Annotated in this window: 18 protein-coding genes; 10 read left to right on the forward strand and 8 right to left on the reverse strand. The window is 61.6% G+C overall.

What is annotated here, in order from left to right:
- Nucleotides 1-26 precede the first annotated feature (26 nt).
- From Q7T10_RS07150 to Q7T10_RS07160, 3 genes are all read right to left on the reverse strand, one after another.
- Nucleotides 27-281 carry a hypothetical protein gene (locus tag Q7T10_RS07150; RefSeq protein WP_304747167.1) on the reverse strand — a complete coding sequence of 85 codons (255 nt, stop codon included), beginning with the start codon at nt 279-281 and terminating at the stop codon, nt 27-29.
- Between the two features lie 137 nt (nt 282-418).
- The gene (locus Q7T10_RS07155) at nt 419-1453 is read right to left on the reverse strand and encodes an FAD:protein FMN transferase (protein ID WP_304747168.1); all 1035 of its coding nucleotides are present in this window, start codon (nt 1451-1453) and stop codon (nt 419-421) included.
- Nucleotides 1454-1472: 19 nt separating this feature from the next.
- Nucleotides 1473-1865 carry a cytochrome c5 family protein gene (locus Q7T10_RS07160; protein ID WP_304747169.1) on the reverse strand — a complete coding sequence of 131 codons (393 nt, stop codon included), beginning with the start codon at nt 1863-1865 and terminating at the stop codon, nt 1473-1475.
- Between the two features lie 225 nt (nt 1866-2090).
- Between Q7T10_RS07160 and nosZ the strand changes: the two genes are divergently transcribed.
- The 7 genes from nosZ to Q7T10_RS07195 all read left to right on the forward strand — a co-directional run bounded on the left by nosZ (nt 2091) and on the right by Q7T10_RS07195 (nt 10979).
- Nucleotides 2091-4016 carry a TAT-dependent nitrous-oxide reductase gene (gene nosZ, locus Q7T10_RS07165; protein WP_304747170.1) on the forward strand — a complete coding sequence of 642 codons (1926 nt, stop codon included), beginning with the start codon at nt 2091-2093 and terminating at the stop codon, nt 4014-4016.
- A gap of 96 nt (nt 4017-4112) precedes the next feature.
- Nucleotides 4113-6761 (forward strand): 4Fe-4S binding protein, encoded by a 2649-nt coding sequence (locus tag Q7T10_RS07170; RefSeq protein WP_304747171.1) that lies wholly within the window; start codon nt 4113-4115, stop codon nt 6759-6761.
- 7 nt (nt 6762-6768) lie between these two features.
- Entirely contained in the window at nt 6769-8028 is a 1260-nt protein-coding gene (locus tag Q7T10_RS07175) for a nitrous oxide reductase family maturation protein NosD (RefSeq protein ID WP_304747172.1), read from the forward strand.
- Nucleotides 8003-8950: an ABC transporter ATP-binding protein gene (locus Q7T10_RS07180; protein ID WP_304747173.1), complete on the forward strand. Its 948-nt coding sequence runs from the start codon at nt 8003-8005 to the stop codon at nt 8948-8950. The genes Q7T10_RS07175 and Q7T10_RS07180 overlap by 26 nt, the downstream gene beginning before the upstream one ends.
- A gap of 9 nt (nt 8951-8959) precedes the next feature.
- The gene (locus tag Q7T10_RS07185; protein ID WP_304747174.1) at nt 8960-9775 is read left to right on the forward strand and encodes an ABC transporter permease; all 816 of its coding nucleotides are present in this window, start codon (nt 8960-8962) and stop codon (nt 9773-9775) included.
- Complete coding sequence (locus tag Q7T10_RS07190; RefSeq protein WP_304747175.1) at nt 9772-10344, forward strand: nitrous oxide reductase accessory protein NosL; 573 nt, start codon at nt 9772-9774, stop codon at nt 10342-10344. The genes Q7T10_RS07185 and Q7T10_RS07190 overlap by 4 nt, the downstream gene beginning before the upstream one ends.
- 2 nt (nt 10345-10346) lie before the next feature.
- The gene (locus Q7T10_RS07195; RefSeq protein ID WP_304747177.1) at nt 10347-10979 is read left to right on the forward strand and encodes a nitrous oxide reductase accessory protein NosL; all 633 of its coding nucleotides are present in this window, start codon (nt 10347-10349) and stop codon (nt 10977-10979) included.
- Between the two features lie 4 nt (nt 10980-10983).
- On the opposite strand, the gene rsmI is transcribed toward Q7T10_RS07195, so the two are convergent.
- Complete coding sequence (rsmI, locus tag Q7T10_RS07200; RefSeq protein ID WP_304747178.1) at nt 10984-11913, reverse strand: 16S rRNA (cytidine(1402)-2'-O)-methyltransferase; 930 nt, start codon at nt 11911-11913, stop codon at nt 10984-10986.
- On the opposite strand from rsmI, the gene Q7T10_RS07205 reads away from it, so the two are divergent.
- Genes Q7T10_RS07205 through Q7T10_RS07215 form a run of 3 tightly spaced genes read left to right on the forward strand, consistent with a single transcriptional unit; the run spans nt 11913 to nt 13552 of the window.
- Complete coding sequence (locus Q7T10_RS07205) at nt 11913-12299, forward strand: YraN family protein (RefSeq protein WP_304747179.1); 387 nt, start codon at nt 11913-11915, stop codon at nt 12297-12299. The two genes, rsmI and Q7T10_RS07205, sit on opposite strands and share 1 nt — an antisense overlap.
- Nucleotides 12300-12317: 18 nt before the next feature.
- Nucleotides 12318-12917 carry a phosphoheptose isomerase gene (locus Q7T10_RS07210; protein ID WP_304747181.1) on the forward strand — a complete coding sequence of 200 codons (600 nt, stop codon included), beginning with the start codon at nt 12318-12320 and terminating at the stop codon, nt 12915-12917.
- A complete protein-coding gene (locus tag Q7T10_RS07215; RefSeq protein ID WP_304747182.1) occupies nt 12914-13552 on the forward strand; it encodes a BON domain-containing protein in 639 nt (212 codons plus the stop codon). Before Q7T10_RS07210 ends, Q7T10_RS07215 begins: the two co-directional genes overlap by 4 nt.
- 125 nt (nt 13553-13677) lie before the next feature.
- Here the strand turns inward: Q7T10_RS07215 and Q7T10_RS07220 are convergent, their stop codons facing one another.
- The 4 genes from Q7T10_RS07220 to Q7T10_RS07235 all read right to left on the reverse strand — a co-directional run.
- Nucleotides 13678-14592 (reverse strand): NAD(P)-dependent oxidoreductase, encoded by a 915-nt coding sequence (locus Q7T10_RS07220; RefSeq protein ID WP_304747184.1) that lies wholly within the window; start codon nt 14590-14592, stop codon nt 13678-13680.
- 5 nt (nt 14593-14597) lie between these two features.
- Nucleotides 14598-15734, reverse strand: coding sequence for a PilT/PilU family type 4a pilus ATPase (locus Q7T10_RS07225; protein ID WP_304747185.1), 1137 nt, complete (start codon nt 15732-15734; stop codon nt 14598-14600).
- Between the two features lie 21 nt (nt 15735-15755).
- Nucleotides 15756-16385, reverse strand: coding sequence for a cyclic nucleotide-binding domain-containing protein (locus tag Q7T10_RS07230; protein ID WP_304747186.1), 630 nt, complete (start codon nt 16383-16385; stop codon nt 15756-15758).
- A gap of 26 nt (nt 16386-16411) precedes the next feature.
- The coding region (locus Q7T10_RS07235) for a type IV pilus twitching motility protein PilT (RefSeq protein WP_304747188.1) at nt 16412-16898 on the reverse strand (487 nt) is incomplete at its 5' end.

The following is a 16898-nucleotide window of genomic DNA, read 5'->3' on the forward strand; positions in this document are numbered from 1 at the left end:
ACGACAGCTTCGTTCATGGACGAGGATCAGTTCTGCGGATGTGTCCTGATGTACATCTGAATGACCTCTGACACCTTCTCCAGCTTTTGCATGGCTTCTGGTACGAACTTCGTCACTGGATGTGCTGCCCGGTATTTCTCCATGAAATCCTCTAGCGATTCGCGTTGTTCAGGTGAGAGCCTTGCGTCCATTTCCTTCTTGGTGCTGTAGGCATGTTGGTGGCGAAGTTCTGCCGCCAGTTCGCGCACTTGGGCCGCAAGTATCAAGTCTTCGGTTCTCATGGCGTCTCCAGTTCAAATGATTGGGATGGTGGAGTCGACATTGTGCCGGGACTGTGTAAGCCCGCTGAAGTGGATACGTGAGATGCTGCTAATTTGGTAGCAAAAATCGTCAGGGCGCCCGGTTTCGCGGGCGTAACTCAGCCGCGACCCAAACGCGATGCCATGCCGGGCGAGAGCCAGAGGCTGTTGTCGGCATCGACGATCAGCGCATCCAGCCCGGGGGTGCGCGCCACCCGGGCCCGTCCGGCCTCGGCGCCCGCCACCATGATGGCGGTGCCCAGCCCATTGATCACTTCGAGTTGGTTGCTGATCAGCGTCACCCCATGCGGGCCCTGAGTCGGGTAGCCGGTCCTGGGGTCAAGTATGTGGTGCAGGCGCTTGCCCTGTTGCATCACGAAGCGCTCGTAATCACCCGATGCCGCTACAAAGCCCTGGTTCAAGGACACCACGCTCAGCAACTTTTCGGGGTGGCGTGGATCGCGCAGACCCACCCGCCACGCGCGGCCATTCAACTGCCCCATTACCATCACGTCGCCACCGCCGTTGATCATCGCGTTGGCCATTCCATGGCGCTGCAATTGCCGCATGCCGGCCTGGAGAATGGGGAGTTTGGCAATGCCGCCCAGATCCAGGCGCATACCTCTTTTCAAAAGGTAGGCGGTGCCAGCGCGCTCATCGATCACCAGCCCTTTTTCTTGATCGACCAGACTCAATTGCGCTGCGATCTGCCGCGCCGAGGGGATGGACGGATGGCTGGAGTCGAAATTCCAGTCCCGCAATGATCCGACCGTGGTGTCGAATTGACCACCACTGGCCTGCGCCGCCTGGCGCGCCATCAGCAGTACCCGCATCAATTCCGGGGGCACCGGCACGGGCCGCAACCCAGCCATCAGATTGATGGCGCTGAGCACGCTGGTGCTGCGATAGCGGCTCATCATGTCCGCCAGCCGCGTCATTTCCGCGAACGCCGCTCTAGCTGCGGCAGGCAGGGCCGAGGTGTCATCGTCCTGCAGCGTCAGGTCCACGCGCGTGCCCATCAATGCCTGTGAGGACTGATGAACGCCGGCTTTGGCCTGCACCGGCGCCACGACCAGGCCACACGCCATCAGCGGCAGGGCCAATACCAGACGACGCCGGCGGTGCTGCATGAGATCAGGACGATGCGAACGCATGATCTGTCGGCAAGTCAGGTTAGCGGGACTGATCCACCATGTAGGCCACGGCGGCCTTGACCTCGTCGTCGGTCAGCGTGGTCGAGGCACCGCGCGCGGGCATCACGCCCTTGGCGCCGGTGAAGCCCTCCATAGCGTGTTTATTCAGCAGATCCATGCCCTGGGCGATACGCGGGCCCCAGTCGGCCTTGTCGCCCGGCTTGGGCGCCCCGGCCGCACCAATCGCATGGCACATGGCGCAGACCTTGCCAAACACCGACTTGCCAGCGGTGTTTTCGGCGACAGGGGCGGGCGCGGGAGCCGGAGCGGCCACCGGTGCGGGTGCAGCAGCCGGCGCGGCCGCGTCTTTTTGCCCGCAAGCGCTCAGCAGGGCCAAGCTCAGTGTGGCCAACAGCAATGTGGATTTGTTCATGGCATCTTTCATGGAAATTGAATAGACATAAATGTCGATGACGACATTCGACAGAAGAATTTTCTCATATAAGATGTATAAAGATTGCATCTTATATCGCGCCCTTTTGATCCAAGTCAAACTAACTGGCACTCCTTTCATTCACCATTGCGCCGTGGGAAAGTACCGCAACGGCCCGCCTGTTTTGTAACAAAAGCTAACCATTTGACTAACAAGGACCTCATCATGAGCCAAGACCAGCAACTGAAACCCAAGACCGCTTCGGCGATGGGTCGCCGCACGTTCATCAACACCGCCGCCCTGGCCGGCCTGGGAGGCGTGGTGGCGTGCACCGACAAGCCGACCAGCGCAGTCGCACCCGCCGCCTCGGCGCCTGCAGCTGCGGGGCACGCCAGCGCCAATGCGACCCACCTGAAGCCGGGTGAGCTGGACACCTATTACGGTCTGTGGAGCGGTGGTCACACCGGCGATATGCGTGTGCTGGGTCTGCCTTCAGGCCGCGAGCTCCATCGCATTCCCTGTTTTGTGCCGGATGCGCTGGTGGGCTGGGGCGTCACCAATGAATCGAAGAAGATCATGGGCACCAAAGCCGATGGCAGCCTGAAGTACACGGTGGCGGACAGTCACCACACCCATGCCTCCTACAAGGACGGCAATTACGACGGCCGCTACGCCTGGATCAACGACAAGATCAACAGCCGCATCGCCCGCATCCGGCTGGACTATTTCACCTGCGACAAGATCACCGAGATTCCCAACATCCAGGGCTTCCATGGCATCTTCCCGGACAAGGCCGACCCGGTCGATCCAGCGATCAACTACACCACGCGTGTGTTTTGCGGTGCCGAGTTCGCCATTCCCTTGCCCAACACCGCTGCCGATGCAGATAAACCCGAGAAATACCACTCGCTGTTCACTTGCGTGGATGCCGAGAGCATGGAAGTGCGCTGGCAGGTTCTGATTGATGGCAACTGCGACCTGACTGCCACTTCATATGACGGCAAGTTGGCCGCGACCAACCAGTACAACACCGAGATGGGTGTCAAGTACGAGGACATGATGTCCGCCGAGCGCGACGCCTGCCTGTTCTTCAACGTGGCCCGCGTCGAGGCGGCGGTCAAAGCCGGCAAGTTCAAGACCTATGGCGACTCCAAAGTGCCCGTCGTCGACGGCACCCACGAGGCCAACAAGGACCCCAAGACGGCGCTCACCGCCTATGTGTCGGTACCCAAAAATCCGCACGGCGTCAATGCCAGCCCCGACGCCAAATACTTCATCTGCGCCGGCAAGTTGTCACCCACCGTCACGGTGATCGAACTGGCCAAGGTGCTGGACTGGTTCGATGGCAAGCTGGAAAAACTCGACGCCGCCGTGGTGGCCGAAGTCGAGATTGGCCTGGGTCCCCTGCACACCGCGTTTGACGGCCGCGGCAACGCCTACACCACCTTGTTCCTGGACAGCCAGATGGTGAAGTGGAATGTGGAAGCCGCCATCAAATTCCACGCCGGTGACAAGACCGCCAAATATGTGGTTGACCGCCTGGATGTGCAATACCAGCCGGGCCACGTCAACGCTTCGCAATCCGAGACCCGCGCTGCCGATGGCAAGTACATGGCTGTTGGCTGCAAGTTCTCCAAAGACCGCTTTCTGCCGGTCGGCCCGCTGCATCCCGAAAATGAGCAGCTCGTCGACATCTCGGGCGACAAGATGGTTTTGCTGGCCGATCACCCGGTGCGCGGCGAGCCGCATGACTTCATCATCTTCAAGCGTGATCTGGTGCGCCCGAAACAGGTCTACACTTTGGATGAGTTCCCGCTTGCGACGAAAGACCCCAAGGATTCTGGCGTGGTCCGCAGTGGCAAGAAGGTCACCGTCAGATTGACGTCGCAAGCCCCCGCTTTCAGCCTGCGCGAGTTCAAGCTCAAGAAGGGTGACGAGGTCACCTTGATCCTGACCAATCTGGACAAGGTCGAAGACCTGACGCACGGCTTTGCGATCCCGAAGTACAACGTCAACTTCATCGTCAACCCGCAGGAAACGGCCTCGGTGACCTTCGTTGCCGACAAGCCGGGCGTGTTCTGGTGCTACTGCACCCACTTCTGCCATGCGCTTCACCTTGAAATGCGCACGCGCATGATTGTTGAAGCCTGATCAGGCATTTGAAATCTTGATGACGTGCGGACTCGAGCCCCGCCGCCACCACGCTAGCGCCGCCATTGGGCGGCGCTAGCCCAGCAGGAACGAGATATGTATTCGCGATGCCGACAGTTGACAGTCAAGGTGAATTCTTACCTGACTGTCTTTTTTCTTCTGCTTGCCTTGGGTGCGAGCGGCGCACGCGCGGCCACAGGTTCCTATGAAGCGGCATTGCCGCCCGAACTGAATACCGCCAAGGACATGTGCGCCCTGGTGCCTTGCGCCGAGGTGTTTCCCGGCGCTGTGAGCTTTTCCGAGCGCATGGGTCAGCCGCCCTACGTGGAAGCCTATGGCGAACCCGAGGCCGGCAAAAAGAAACTATTGGGCTATGTGATGCTGTCCACCGACATCACCGATACGCCCGCGTACTCGGGCAAGCCAGTGGTCACGCTGATGGGGATGGACATTAAAGGCCGCTTCGTCGGCATCAAGGTGCTCAAGCATTCCGAGCCCATCCTGCTTTTGGGCATCCCCGAATCCGCGCTGCTGAATTTCAACAAGCAATACATCGGCAAGTCGGTGGCTGACAAGATTGAGGTCGGCCAATCGCGCCCCGATGAAGGCGTGCTGGGCGTAGACGCGATTTCGGGCGCCACCGTGACCGTGATCACGCAAAACCAGGTCATGATGACATCCGGCACCGCCGTGGCGCGCCAGGTCGGCATCCTCGCGCCCACAGTGCGCAAGCCAGCGCGCTATGTGGTGAGTGGTCAGCGTCTCAGTTGGGCGCAACTGGTCAAGCAGGGCAGCGTGCAGCGGCTGCTGGTCAAGCCCGAACAAGTGGGTATGGATCGCGGCACCGAGCCCTTCATCGAGCTGTGGTTTGGCGATCTCAATCACCCTGACATCGGCGTCAGCCTGCTGGGTCAGAATAGCTGGAACAATTTGCGCTTGCAACTCAAAGATGGCGAGCACGCCTTATTCATCATCCGCACGGCGGGTAACGAATCCTTCAAGGGCTCGGGCTTTGTGCGCGGCGGCATCTACGACCGCGTACAAGTCAAGCAGGGCGCCGATGCCTTCACCTTCCGTGACTTGGACTATCTGAACCTCTATGGCCTGGAGGCTGCCGGCGCGCCAAGTTACACCGAGTCGGCCATCTTCGTGATCCGCTCCAAGGGGTTCTCGGCGGCCTATCCATGGAAGCTGTCGTTCCTCGGCAGCCGCTTGGACGCCGCCACCGGTGCGCGAACCTTCGCGAACTTCGGCACCAGTTACTGGCTGCCCGCCGAGCTGTTGCAGGGCGGCAGGCCCGAGATTGAGGAAGCCGCGGCGCCGTGGGTGCAGGTGTGGAAAACACGCGCCGTAGAAATTGTCCTGTTCGCCGTGCTGCTGATCGTGGTGACTGTGGTGTATGCGTTCCGGGAAAAGCTCACGCGCCGTTCGACGTACAAGAACAAGTGGCCGGTGAATGCCTTCAAGTACGGCGCGTGGGCCTTGAGCATTGGTTTCGTCGGCTTTGGCGCAATGGCCCAACCCTCCATTACCCAGGTGTTGACCTGGCTTCATACGCTGCTGTTTCAGTGGACGTGGTCACTGTTCCTCTCCGATCCCTTTATTTTCCTGTTCTGGATTTTCATCATCCTCACCGTGTTTTTGTTCGGGCGCGGCCTGTTCTGCGGCTGGATGTGTCCATTCGGATCCTTGTCCGAGGCCATGTTCAAGCTTGGCGGCTGGATCGGTTTGAAGCGTTTTCAGGGCCATTTGCCGCAGGTCTGGCATGACCGGCTCAAGTGGGTGAAGTACGCCGTGTTCTTCGGTCTGCTGACGGTGTCTGTGTTCTCCCTGGGCCTGGCGGAAAAACTGGCGGAGGTGGAGCCTTTCAAGACCACCTTTCTGGTGGGCGTCGGCAACCGCGCCTGGCCTTATGGTCTGTTTGTTTGTGCGATTCTGGGTTTGTCGATCTTCATTGAGCGGCCGTACTGCAAATACGTCTGCCCGCTGGGCGCAGCCCTGGCCATGCCCAGCACGTTTCGCTGGTTTGGCCTGCCGCGCAAGCAGGACTGCAACAGTTGCAAGGCCTGCGCCGTAGGCTGCGGCTCGCTGGCGATTGACGCCGCCGGTCGTATCGACCACCGGGAATGCCTGCACTGCCTCGATTGTCTGGTGCTGTACACCGACGTCAAGGCTTGCCCGCCGCTGGCCAAGGAGCGCAAGCGGCGCGAGCGCGACGGACTCGAGATCACCCCTGTTGGTCGCGACGGCTACTTCATTCCGATCCACCCGGTCACCGATGGCGCGGCCGCGCAGATTAGGGCAAAGGCAGCCAAAGGGCCGGATCCGCGCATGCCCACCGACCCGGTGGCACCGGTGCACAAGGCCTACGAATCGGGGCTGAAGTGGCTGTGGCTGGAGTTGCGCGATCACCTGTGGCCCTGGAGCGCCGAGGGCTGGGCCTCACAGCGGGCGCTGCAGATCGCCGGCTTCGCGCTGGCGCTGGCAGCCAGTCTGGCCTGGGTGCTGGCGGCGACCGGCCGCCTCTCGTCGGGCGCCATCATCGGCTGGTGGGTCGGCTGGAGCGTGTACGAAATATTGATACGCCTGTCGGGTCGCCGCTATGTCAAGGACGGTCCCTGGTGGCAGTCCAATTACCGTTATGCGAGCGTGATGGACATGCTCAGCTATGTCGGCTTCAAGAACCTGCTCATAGGCGCGGCGCTGTTCCTCAGCCTCAAGGCGCTGGGGTTGTTGGCAGTCTGACCTCCTGATGCGGAAACCCCTCTTTCTGCTGCTGGCAGTCTTGCTGTCCAGCGTGCAAGCGGCTACATTGCGAGTCAAACCCGGCGCGTCGCTGCAACAGGCCATCATGGCCGCCAAGCCTGGCGACGTACTGGAAATCGAGCGCGGCCTTTACAAAGGCAACTTCCTCGTCAACAAGCCGCTCACGCTGCGCGGCATCGGGCGCCCCACGCTAAGCGGCGGGCAGCAAGGCGACACGCTGCGGGTGACGGCGACCGACGTGACAATTGAAGGCTTGATAGTGAGTGACTCGGGCGACAGCCTCACGGACCAGAATGCCGGAATCTATATTTACCCTGGTGCGCACCGCGCCGTGGTGCGCCACTGTGACCTGACCTACAACCTGTTCGGGCTGTGGATAGAAAAAGCCAACGACGTGGTGATCGAGGCCAACCTCATCACCGGCAAGCGCGATTACAACTCCTCGCAGCGCGGCAACGGCGTGCAACTCTACAACACCACGGGCGCGCGCATCATCGGTAACAACATCGGTTTCGTGCGCGATGCCCTTTATGTGGACGTGTCTCACCACGCTATCTTCAAAGGCAACAAACTGCATCACAGCCGCTACGGCACTCACTACATGAACTCCTACTACAACCTGTGGGAGGACAACGAGAGCTACTACAACCGCGGCGGCCTGGCGCTCATGGAGGTGCGCGATCAGGTGGTGCGCAACAACCGCGCCTGGGGCAACTCCGACCACGGCATCATGCTGCGCACCATGCAGGACTCGGTGGTGGAGAACAATGTCATCGCCGGCAACAACCGCGGCTTTTTCATCTACGATGTCGAATACGTGACGATCAAGAACAACCTGGTGGTGGATAACCATGTGGGCGTTCACCTCGCGGCGGGCTCTACGCGCAACGTGGTGGAGGGCAATGACTTCATCGCCAACCGCGAGCAGGTGCGCTATGTGGGCGCTCGCGACGAAGTTTGGGGCGCCCAAAGCGGCAACCACTGGAGCAACTACCTGGGTTGGGATCGCGACGGCAACGGCATCGGCGATGTGCGCTACGAGGCCAATGACATGGTGGACCGTCTCACCTGGCGCTACCCGAGCATCAAACTGCTGCTGGCCAGCCCGGCGGTGCAGGCTTTGCGTCTGGTGGCTCAACAATTCCCGGTGCTGCGCGTCCCCAGCGTGGTGGACCCGAAACCTCGCATGCAACCGAACAACAAACAATGGAGTGAGTGGCGTGACAAGCACTATCCCGGTCAGTAAATCCCCCGTCACCGATGGCCCTGCGATTCAGGCGCGTGGCGTGGCCAAACACTACGGCGCCCTGCATGCGGTGGACGGCGTGGATTTGACGGTGCAACATGGCGAGATCTTTGGCCTGATCGGTCACAACGGCGCGGGCAAGAGCACGCTCTTCAAAATGATGCTGGGGCTGATCGAGCCGAGCGCGGGCGAGATCCTGGTGGATGGCGCTTCGGTACGCGGACGCGACTTCCGAAAGGCCCGCCGTCACATCGGCTACCTGCCAGAGAACGTGGTTTTGTATGACAACCTGAGCGGTCTGGAGACCCTGCGTTTCTTTGCCCGGCTCAAGGGCGCGCCCAGTTCACAATGCGAGCCGACGCTGGCGCGCGTCGGCTTGTCGCATGCGGCAAAACGGCCGCTGCGGGAGTATTCCAAGGGCATGCGCCAGCGACTGGGTTTCGCTCAAGCCCTATTGGGCGCGCCACGGGTGCTGTTCCTGGACGAGCCCTCCAATGGGCTGGACCCACAGGCCATACGCGACTTCTACGCCACGCTGCGCGGATTGCGCGATACGGGCGTGACCATCATCATCACCTCGCACATCCTGGCCGAGTTGCAGGAGCGGGTGGACCGCCTCGCCATCATGGCCGCCGGCAAGATACAGGCGCTGGGCAGCGTTCAGGACTTGCGCGACCAGATGCACATGCCGCTGGGCCTGGAGCTGCGTCTGGAGCCGGGCGATGTGGCGCCAGCCCAGCATGCGCTGAGTCAGCTCATTGGCGTGAGCAGCGTGCTCACCGATGAAGGGCTGCGGGTCAGTTGCCCACGTGCGTCCAAGATGGCGGTGCTGGGGGCGCTCGCCGGTCTGGGTGCCAGGGTGCTGGACTTGAACATCCGTGAGCCCTCGCTGGAAGACGTGTTTTTTGGATTTTCGGATTGAGGTGAAAAAATGGAATGGACCCAAATCCTGACCCTGGCCGCGAAAGAGTTTCGCGACCGTTTGCGCAACCGCTGGGTGCTGGCGGTGGCCCTGGTGTTCACGGTATTTTCTTTGGTGATTGCTTACTTTGGCGGCGCCGCGCAAGGTCAGGTGGGCCTGCGGTCAATCGAGTTCACCATCGCCAGCCTGGTCAGCCTGGTGATCTATCTGATCCCGCTGATCGCTTTGCTGCTGGGCTTTGACGCCGTGGTGGGCGAGCGCGAGCGTGGCTCGCTGGACCTGCTGCTGGCTCTGCCTGTCACGCGCCTCGAAGTGCTGCTCGGCAAATACCTGGGTCTGGCAGCGGCCCTGACGCTCTCCACATTGGCAGGCTTTGGTCTGGTGGCGCTGCTGTTGTTCAAACAGTATGGCTGGGCGGGGCTGTACCACTACGTGGGCTTCATGGTCAGTTCGGTGCTGCTGGGTCTGGCGTTTCTGAGTCTGGCGGTATTGATGTCGGTGATCGCGCGAGAGCGCACGCGCGCTTCCGGCCTGGCGATTGCGATGTGGTTCTTCTTTGTGCTGGTGTTTGACCTGCTGCTGTTGGGCGGACTGGTGGCCACAGGCGGCGCCTACGGTGGTGACGCTTTCGCCTATCTGTTGCTGTTGAATCCGGCGGATGTGTTTCGCATCCTCAATGTGTTTTCGCTCGAAGACGTTCGCACCCTGTATGGCCTGGCCAGCATCGTGCCACCCGCCCTGGCCAGGCCCTGGCTGATGGGCTCGGTCATGGTGGCGTGGATTGTTGTGCCGCTGGCCCTGGCAAACTGGAGATTCAGACCATGAAGTACACATGTTCATGCCGCCGTACTGGCGTCGGTGATACCTGCGGCGTACGCCGCCAACTGCTCGGTCTGGTTGCGCTGACCGCCCTGAGTGCACTTGCCGGGTGCGGCGAGCGCTCAGGCGACGCGGGGGCGCTGGGGCCGGTGGAGATCGACGCTGCCACCTCGTGCGAGCTGGATGGCATGCTGCTGGCCGACTACCCCGGTCCCAAGGCGCAGATCCGCTACGCCGGCCAGGAAGCGCCGGTCTTCTTTTGCGATACCGTGGAGCTGTTCAACACACTGCTGCGGCCCGAGCAGGTACGTAAAGTGGCGGCGGTGTATGTGCAGGACATGGGCAAAGCCAACTGGGACCAGCCGCGCGGCAACTGGATCGACGCCAAAGGCGGCTTCTATGTGCTGGGCAGCAAGCGCCATGGCTCAATGGGGCCGACCATCGGCAGCTTCGCGCAGGAGGCTGATGCCAGGAAATTCATCGAACAATGGGGCGGCAGACTGTTGCGCTATGACGAGGTCAAACCCGGGATGGTCGATCTAAGCGGCGGTGCGCTGCATGACAGCAAGATGTAGCCATGATGCTGCGCAGGCCCGCACTCAGACCGCTGTACTTCGTCGGCCTCGCCGGTTTGGTGCTGTTGGGCGGCCTGTTGCTGGCGCCCTGGCGTTCCCAGTCGTCGGATGACGCCGCGCTGGTGGCAACGGATGAAGTCTGCGTGGTGGCGCCGCCCGTGCCCCATGATCCCAAGTCGGGACTGGGCCTGCATGCGCCCCGACCTGTACCCGCCGATGCGCGCTGTCCCGTGTGCGGCATGTACCCGGCGCGCTCGCCCGAGTGGGCGGCGCAGGTGATTTTCGACAATGGCGACACGCAGTTTTTCGATTCACCGCTCTCGCTTTTTACTTACCTGCAAGACGTTGGCCGGTATACCGCTGGCCGCCGGGCCAGTGACATTGCGGCAAGTTTCGTCACCGACACCAGCAACGGCGCGTGGATCAGTGCGCCGGACGCGGTCTATGTCAGCGGCTCCAACGCGGTAGGCCCCATGCGCGCCGGCAACTTTCCGGCTTTCGCCAGTGTGGCGGCGGCGCAGGGCTTTACCAGCTCGCGCGGTGGGGTCCTGCTTTCGGCCGGGCAGATCAGTCCGCAGCTGCTGCAAAACCTCAATGGCGAGCGGCGCCATGCCCACGCCGAGTCGCCTCGCTGAAGTCTTAAGCCCCTTCTTTTTTCAACGCCAGGGCTGCTTCGTACAAAACGTTGCGGGAGGCGCCGGTGATGTCTGCTGTCAGCTTGACAGCGGTCTTCAAGGGCAGCTCGGCCAGCAGCATTTTGAGAATGCGCTGTTCACTACCGGATTCGGCCGCCACCATAGCCGGATGTAGTACCAGCACGAATTCCCCGCGGGAACGGTTCGGATCGCGGTGCAGCCAGTCGGGGAACGTGCTGGCTGGGAACGTGGCGATCTCTTCGAACTGCTTGGTCAATTCGCGCCCGACGGTGAGGCGTCTTTCTCCCAAAGTAGCCAGTGCCGTCGCCAGTGCCCCGATGCGGTGGGGTGCTTCCAGCATCACCACCGCGCGCGCTTCGACGCCCAGTGCCGTGATGGCCGTGGCGCGTTCGGCCGATTTGGAAGACAAGAACCCGACGAAAACAAACTCGCCGTGGTGCGCGCCCTCGTCGGCAATGCCTGCCACGCTCAAGGCGGTCGTCACGCTGCTGGCCCCGGGCAGCGGCACCACCGGCAAGGATGCCAGGCGCACGGCGGCCACCAGTCGCGCGCCGGGGTCGCTGATGGCCGGGGTACCCGCGTCGCTGGCGTAGGCGACCCGTTGGCCCTGGTGCAGGCGATCAATCACCACTTGGGCTGCCTGCGCCTCGTTGTGCTGGTGCACGGCGAGCAATTGCGCAGTGGACTTGTCGATGCCATAGGCCCGCAGCAAGGTCTGAGTGTGACGCGTGTCCTCGCAGGCCACGACGTCGGCGAGTTGCAGCACATGCAGCGCCCGCAGCGTGATATCGGCCAGGTTGCCGATCGGCGTCGCCACCACGTACAGTGCACCGGGCGGATAATTCTGACCAGCCGCCGCATCGTGCGCGGCACTCAAGGCGGCTGCATAGGCAGAGGCATAAGTAGAAGTCAATGGTATTTCCTCAAATCAAGGCCACGGTCGCTACGACCAAGCAGGTGGGCGATGCGGCCGAAGATGCCGCGTTGCAGTTCCTGGAGAAGGCCAATTTACGCCTTCTGGAACGCAATTATCGAACGCCGGGGCGCGGGGGCGGAGAAATCGACCTGATCATGCGCGCGCCGGACGGCACCCTGGTGTTTGTGGAGGTACGCCAGCGCCGCAGTAGCAGCCACGGCGGGGCGGCAGCCAGCGTCAGTGGTGCCAAACAGCGGCGCATTGTTTTTGCGGCACGGCATTACCTGATGCGCCTGCGCCAGCCACCGCCCTGCCGTTTCGATGTGGTGGTACTGGAGCAGGGCGGTATCCAATGGTTACAGGCGGCCTTCGATGCGTACTGACGCGGGTATCATTGGCCCATGCTTGAGCAACGTATTGAACAACACTTCATTGACAGCGCCGACCTGAAGTACCAGGCAGCGCAAGTCCTGAGCAAACCCATTGCCGCTGCGGTGCAGGCCATGTTGACCTGTGTGACCAGCGGCGGCAAAGTGCTGGCCTGTGGTAACGGTGGCTCCGCCGCTGATGCACAGCATTTCGCTGCCGAGTTTGTGGGGCGTTATGAGCGTGAACGCCCGGAGCTGGCGGCCATTGCGCTCACCACCGACAGCTCCATCATCACGGCCATCGCCAATGACTATGACTTCAGCGTCATCTTTTCACGGCAGGTGCGGGCGCTGGGTCAGCCGGGCGACGTGCTGCTGGCTATTTCCACCAGTGGCAATTCAGCCAACGTGCTGGCCGCCATTGAGGCCGCGCATGAGCGCGAAATGGTGGTGGTTGGCCTGACCGGGCGCGGTGGCGGCAAGATGACCCATGCCCTGCGCGATACCGATGTGCACATTTGTGTGCCCCATGAACGCACGGCGCGCATTCAGGAGGTTCATCTGCTGACCCTGCACTGTATCTGTGACGCCGTGGATGCCCAGTTACTCGGAGACCAGGAAACCTCAACATGAAATATGCAACTCACAGACTCGTAACGATACTGGCACTGACCGCCTCCGTGGGGGCTGGCCTCAGCGCTTGTGCCCCCATCATGATCGGCGGCGCCGTGGTGGGCTCACTGATGGCAACGGATCGCCGAACCTCGGGCACACAGATTGATGACGAGGGCATTGAGTTGCGCGCTGGCAGTCACATTCGCGAGAATCTGGGCGACCGTGTTCGCGTCAATGTCACCAGTTACAACCGCCAGGTGTTGTTGACAGGTGAGGTGCCCAGCGCACAGGACAAGCAACTGGTGGAGCAAGTGGTGTCCAGGGTTGAGAATGTACGTTCGATCGTCAATGAGCTTGCCATTCTGGGCAACGCCACCCTGACCCAGCGCTCTTCGGATGCGCTGGTGACGGGCCGGGTCAAGGCCGGCATGGTGGACGCCAAGGATTTGTTTGCGAATGCCTTCAAAGTGGTGACCGAGCGCGGCACCACCTACTTGATGGGGCGAGTGACCCAGCGCGAGGCCGACCGCGCCACTGACATTGCCCGCGGCACCCCGGGTGTCCAGAAAGTGGTTCGTGTGCTGGAGATCATCAGCGAAGACGAACTGCAGGGCATGCTGCCCAAGCCAGCCACCAGCGAAGTCAAGAAATAGCCCAAGGGGGCAAAGTACACGCATCGACCGGTGTGGGGGAGTTGCCGCTGCGCCGGGCCGCCCCAAGCAAGGCACGGCCCCCTCGGGGGGCAGCGCAGTACACGCAGTGACAAGCGTGGGGGCTTCTACCGCAATCGCTTGATCAGACTGGATGTGTCCCAGCGGTTGCCGCCCATGTGCTGTACATCGGCATAGAACTGGTCCACCAGGGCCGTCACGGGCAGGCGCGCACCGTTGCGCTTGGCTTCATCCAGCACCAGACCCAGGTCCTTGCGCATCCAGTCCACGGCAAAGCCAAAGTCGAATTTGTCCGCCACCATGGTTTTGCCGCGGTTGTCGAGCTGCCAGCTTTGCGCCGCGCCCTTGCCAATCACGTCCAGAACCTGGTTCATGTCCAGTCCGGCTTGCTGGCCAAAGGCAATGGCTTCGCTCAGGCCCTGCACCAGTCCGGCAATGCAGATCTGGTTCACCATCTTGGCCAACTGACCGGCACCACTCTCGCCCAGGCGTGTGAAAGCCCTGGAAAAAGCCATGGCGACCGGCTGTGCCACGTCAAACGCCGCCTGGTCACCGCCACACATCACGGTCAACAGGCCGTTTTGTGCACCGGCCTGGCCACCCGATACCGGGGCGTCGACAAATTGCAGGCCGAGATTGCGGGCCGCGCCATATAGCTCGCGCGCCACGCTGGCCGATGCCGTGGTGTGATCCACAAACACGGCGCCAGGCTTCATGCCGGCAAAGGCGCCATCGGCGCCCAGCGTGACGCTGCGCAAGTCGTCGTCGTTGCCGACACAGCAAAAAACGATGTCAGCCTGATCCGCCGCCAGTCGCGGGGTGAGTGCATGTGTTGAGGCGCTAGCCTCCACAAATTCTGCACACCATGCTATTGATTTGGCAGCAGTCCGGTTGTACACCGTGACCTGGTGTCCGGCGCGTGCCAGATGCCCGGCCATGGGATAGCCCATGACGCCCAGGCCCAGAAAGGCGACGTGAAGCGCAGGGGTGGGTTCGTAGGTTTTGATGGCGATGTTGCTCATGGGTTTTATACGATGGCGAAGTTTTCGGTACCGGCACTCAGGTCTTGTGTCCTGCCGCGCTGGCTGTTGAGTTTGATCTGCAAACGCAGGTCATTGAGGGAATCAGCGTTGCGCAGGGCGTCTTCGTAGGTTATCAGGTTGGACTCGTATGCATCGAACAGGGCCTGGTCAAAAGTCTGCATGCCCAGGTTGCGGCTTTTCTTCATGATCTCCTTGATCTCGGAGACTTCGCCCTTGAAGATCAGGTCGGAGATCAGGGGGGTGTTGAGCATGATTTCAACGACGGCAGCCCGGCCCTTGCCGTCCTGTTTGGGGATCAGCCGCTGTGATACCAGGGCCTTGAGATTGAGCGACAGATCCATGAGGAGCTGCGTGCGCCGCTCTTCGGGAAAGAAGTTGATAATGCGGTCCAGTGCCTGGTTGGCGCTGTTGGCGTGCAGGGTGGCCAGGCACAAATGGCCGGTTTCTGCGAACGCCACCGCATGCTCCATGGTCTCGCGGTCGCGAATTTCGCCCATCAAGATGACATCAGGGGCCTGACGCAGGGTGTTTTTCAGGGCAGCCTCCCAGCTGTCAGTGTCTATCCCGACCTCACGCTGTGTCACCACGCAGTTTTTATGCGCGTGCACAAACTCAATCGGATCTTCGATCGTGATGATGTGCCCGAACGAATTGTCATTGCGCCAGTCGACCATCGCCGCGAGTGTGGTCGATTTGCCTGAGCCGGTGGCGCCCACCAGAATGCACAAGCCGCGTTTCGCCGTCACCACGTCCTTGAGTACCTGCGGCACGCCCAGGCCATCAATCGTGGGCAAGGTCAGTGGAATCACCCGCAAAACCATGCCGACCTTGCCCTGTTGCAGAAAGGCGTTGACGCGAAACCGTCCCACGCCCGGCGGCGAGATGGCAAAGTTGCATTCTTTCGTGCGCTCAAACTCGGCCACCTGCTTGTCGTTCATGACCGAGCGTGCCAACGCCAGCGTGTGGCTCGCGTTGAGGGGCTGGGGCGAGACCTTGGTGATCTTGCCATCGACCTTGACGGCTGGCGGGAAATCCGCCGTGATGAACAAATCGCTGCCGTTGCGACTGATCATCAGTTTGAGAAGATCGTTGACGAATTTGGTGGCTTGATCGCGTTCCATGACGTGTGGTGCTCCGAGGAATTATTTCTTGTCGCTCAACCGCGCGCTGACGACGCGCAGCCGCAGCGACAGTTTTCGGGCCAGCAGGGCAATGAGACTGGCGGCCAGCGCCGGATCGGTGCTCAGCATCTCGTCCATTGCCTCTGCACTGAGAATGGCGATTTCGCAATCGTTCAGCGTCGTGCAGCTGGAGAACCGCATGCCGCTGTCCAGCAGTGACATTTCGCCCAGAATTTCACCGGGGGCGGCCTCCGCGAGGCGCAGGCGTTCGCCCCAGGGCTGCACGCGATCGATCGCAATGCTGCCGCTCAGCAGCACCACCATGAAGTTGCCGTACTCGTCCTGGCGGATGATGTCGCGGTTGGCTTGCACCGTGGCGAAATCCAGAAAATGTTCCATGCGCCCGATGGCCTCGTCATTGAGCTGGCGCATGTATTTGTCTTTGGCCCACAGGCCCTGCAGCAGCTTGGTGCCGCGGCCGGGGTTCAGCCGGGAAGCGCCCACCTCAACGGCGCGAGCCTCCCACGGCACGAGCAGGCTGGTGTCCAGGCCATGGTCTGCAAATGCCGTGGTGAACAGCGTGGAGTCAAGTTGCTCTTCACCCGGCCCGGGTTGGCTCTTGTGCCGGAGGAGTCCGAGGATTCCTTTCATTGCGCGCTCCAGTAGGTCGGCTGGGGTCAGCCGGGGAAGTTCTCGGGAATCTTGGCCTTGGAGCGGGCTTCCGCCGGGCTGATGATGTTGCGCTTGACCAGGTCGCTCAGGTTCTGGTCCAGCGTTTGCATGCCCAGGCTGTTGCCGGTCTGGATGCTGGAGTACATCTGGGCCACCTTGGCCTCGCGGATCAGATTGCGGATGGCGCTGGTGCCCAGCATGATTTCGTGCGCTGCCACGCGGCCCTGGCCGTCTTTGGTTTTGCACAGGGTCTGAGAGATCACGGCCTGCAAGGACTCTGACAACATGGCGCGGACCATCTCTTTTTCTTCCGCCGGAAACACGTCAATGATCCGGTCAATGGTTTTGGCCGCGCTGGAGGTATGGAGTGTGCCAAATACCAGGTGGCCGGTTTCCGCCGCCGTCATGGCCAGGCGGATGGTTTCCAGGTCGCGCATTTCGCCCACCAGAATGCAATCCGGGTCTTCGCGCAGCGCAGAGCGCAGGGCGGCG

It is taken from the genome of Rhodoferax sp. (assembly GCF_030646845.1).
GTDB lineage: Bacteria > Pseudomonadota > Gammaproteobacteria > Burkholderiales > Burkholderiaceae_C > Rhodoferax.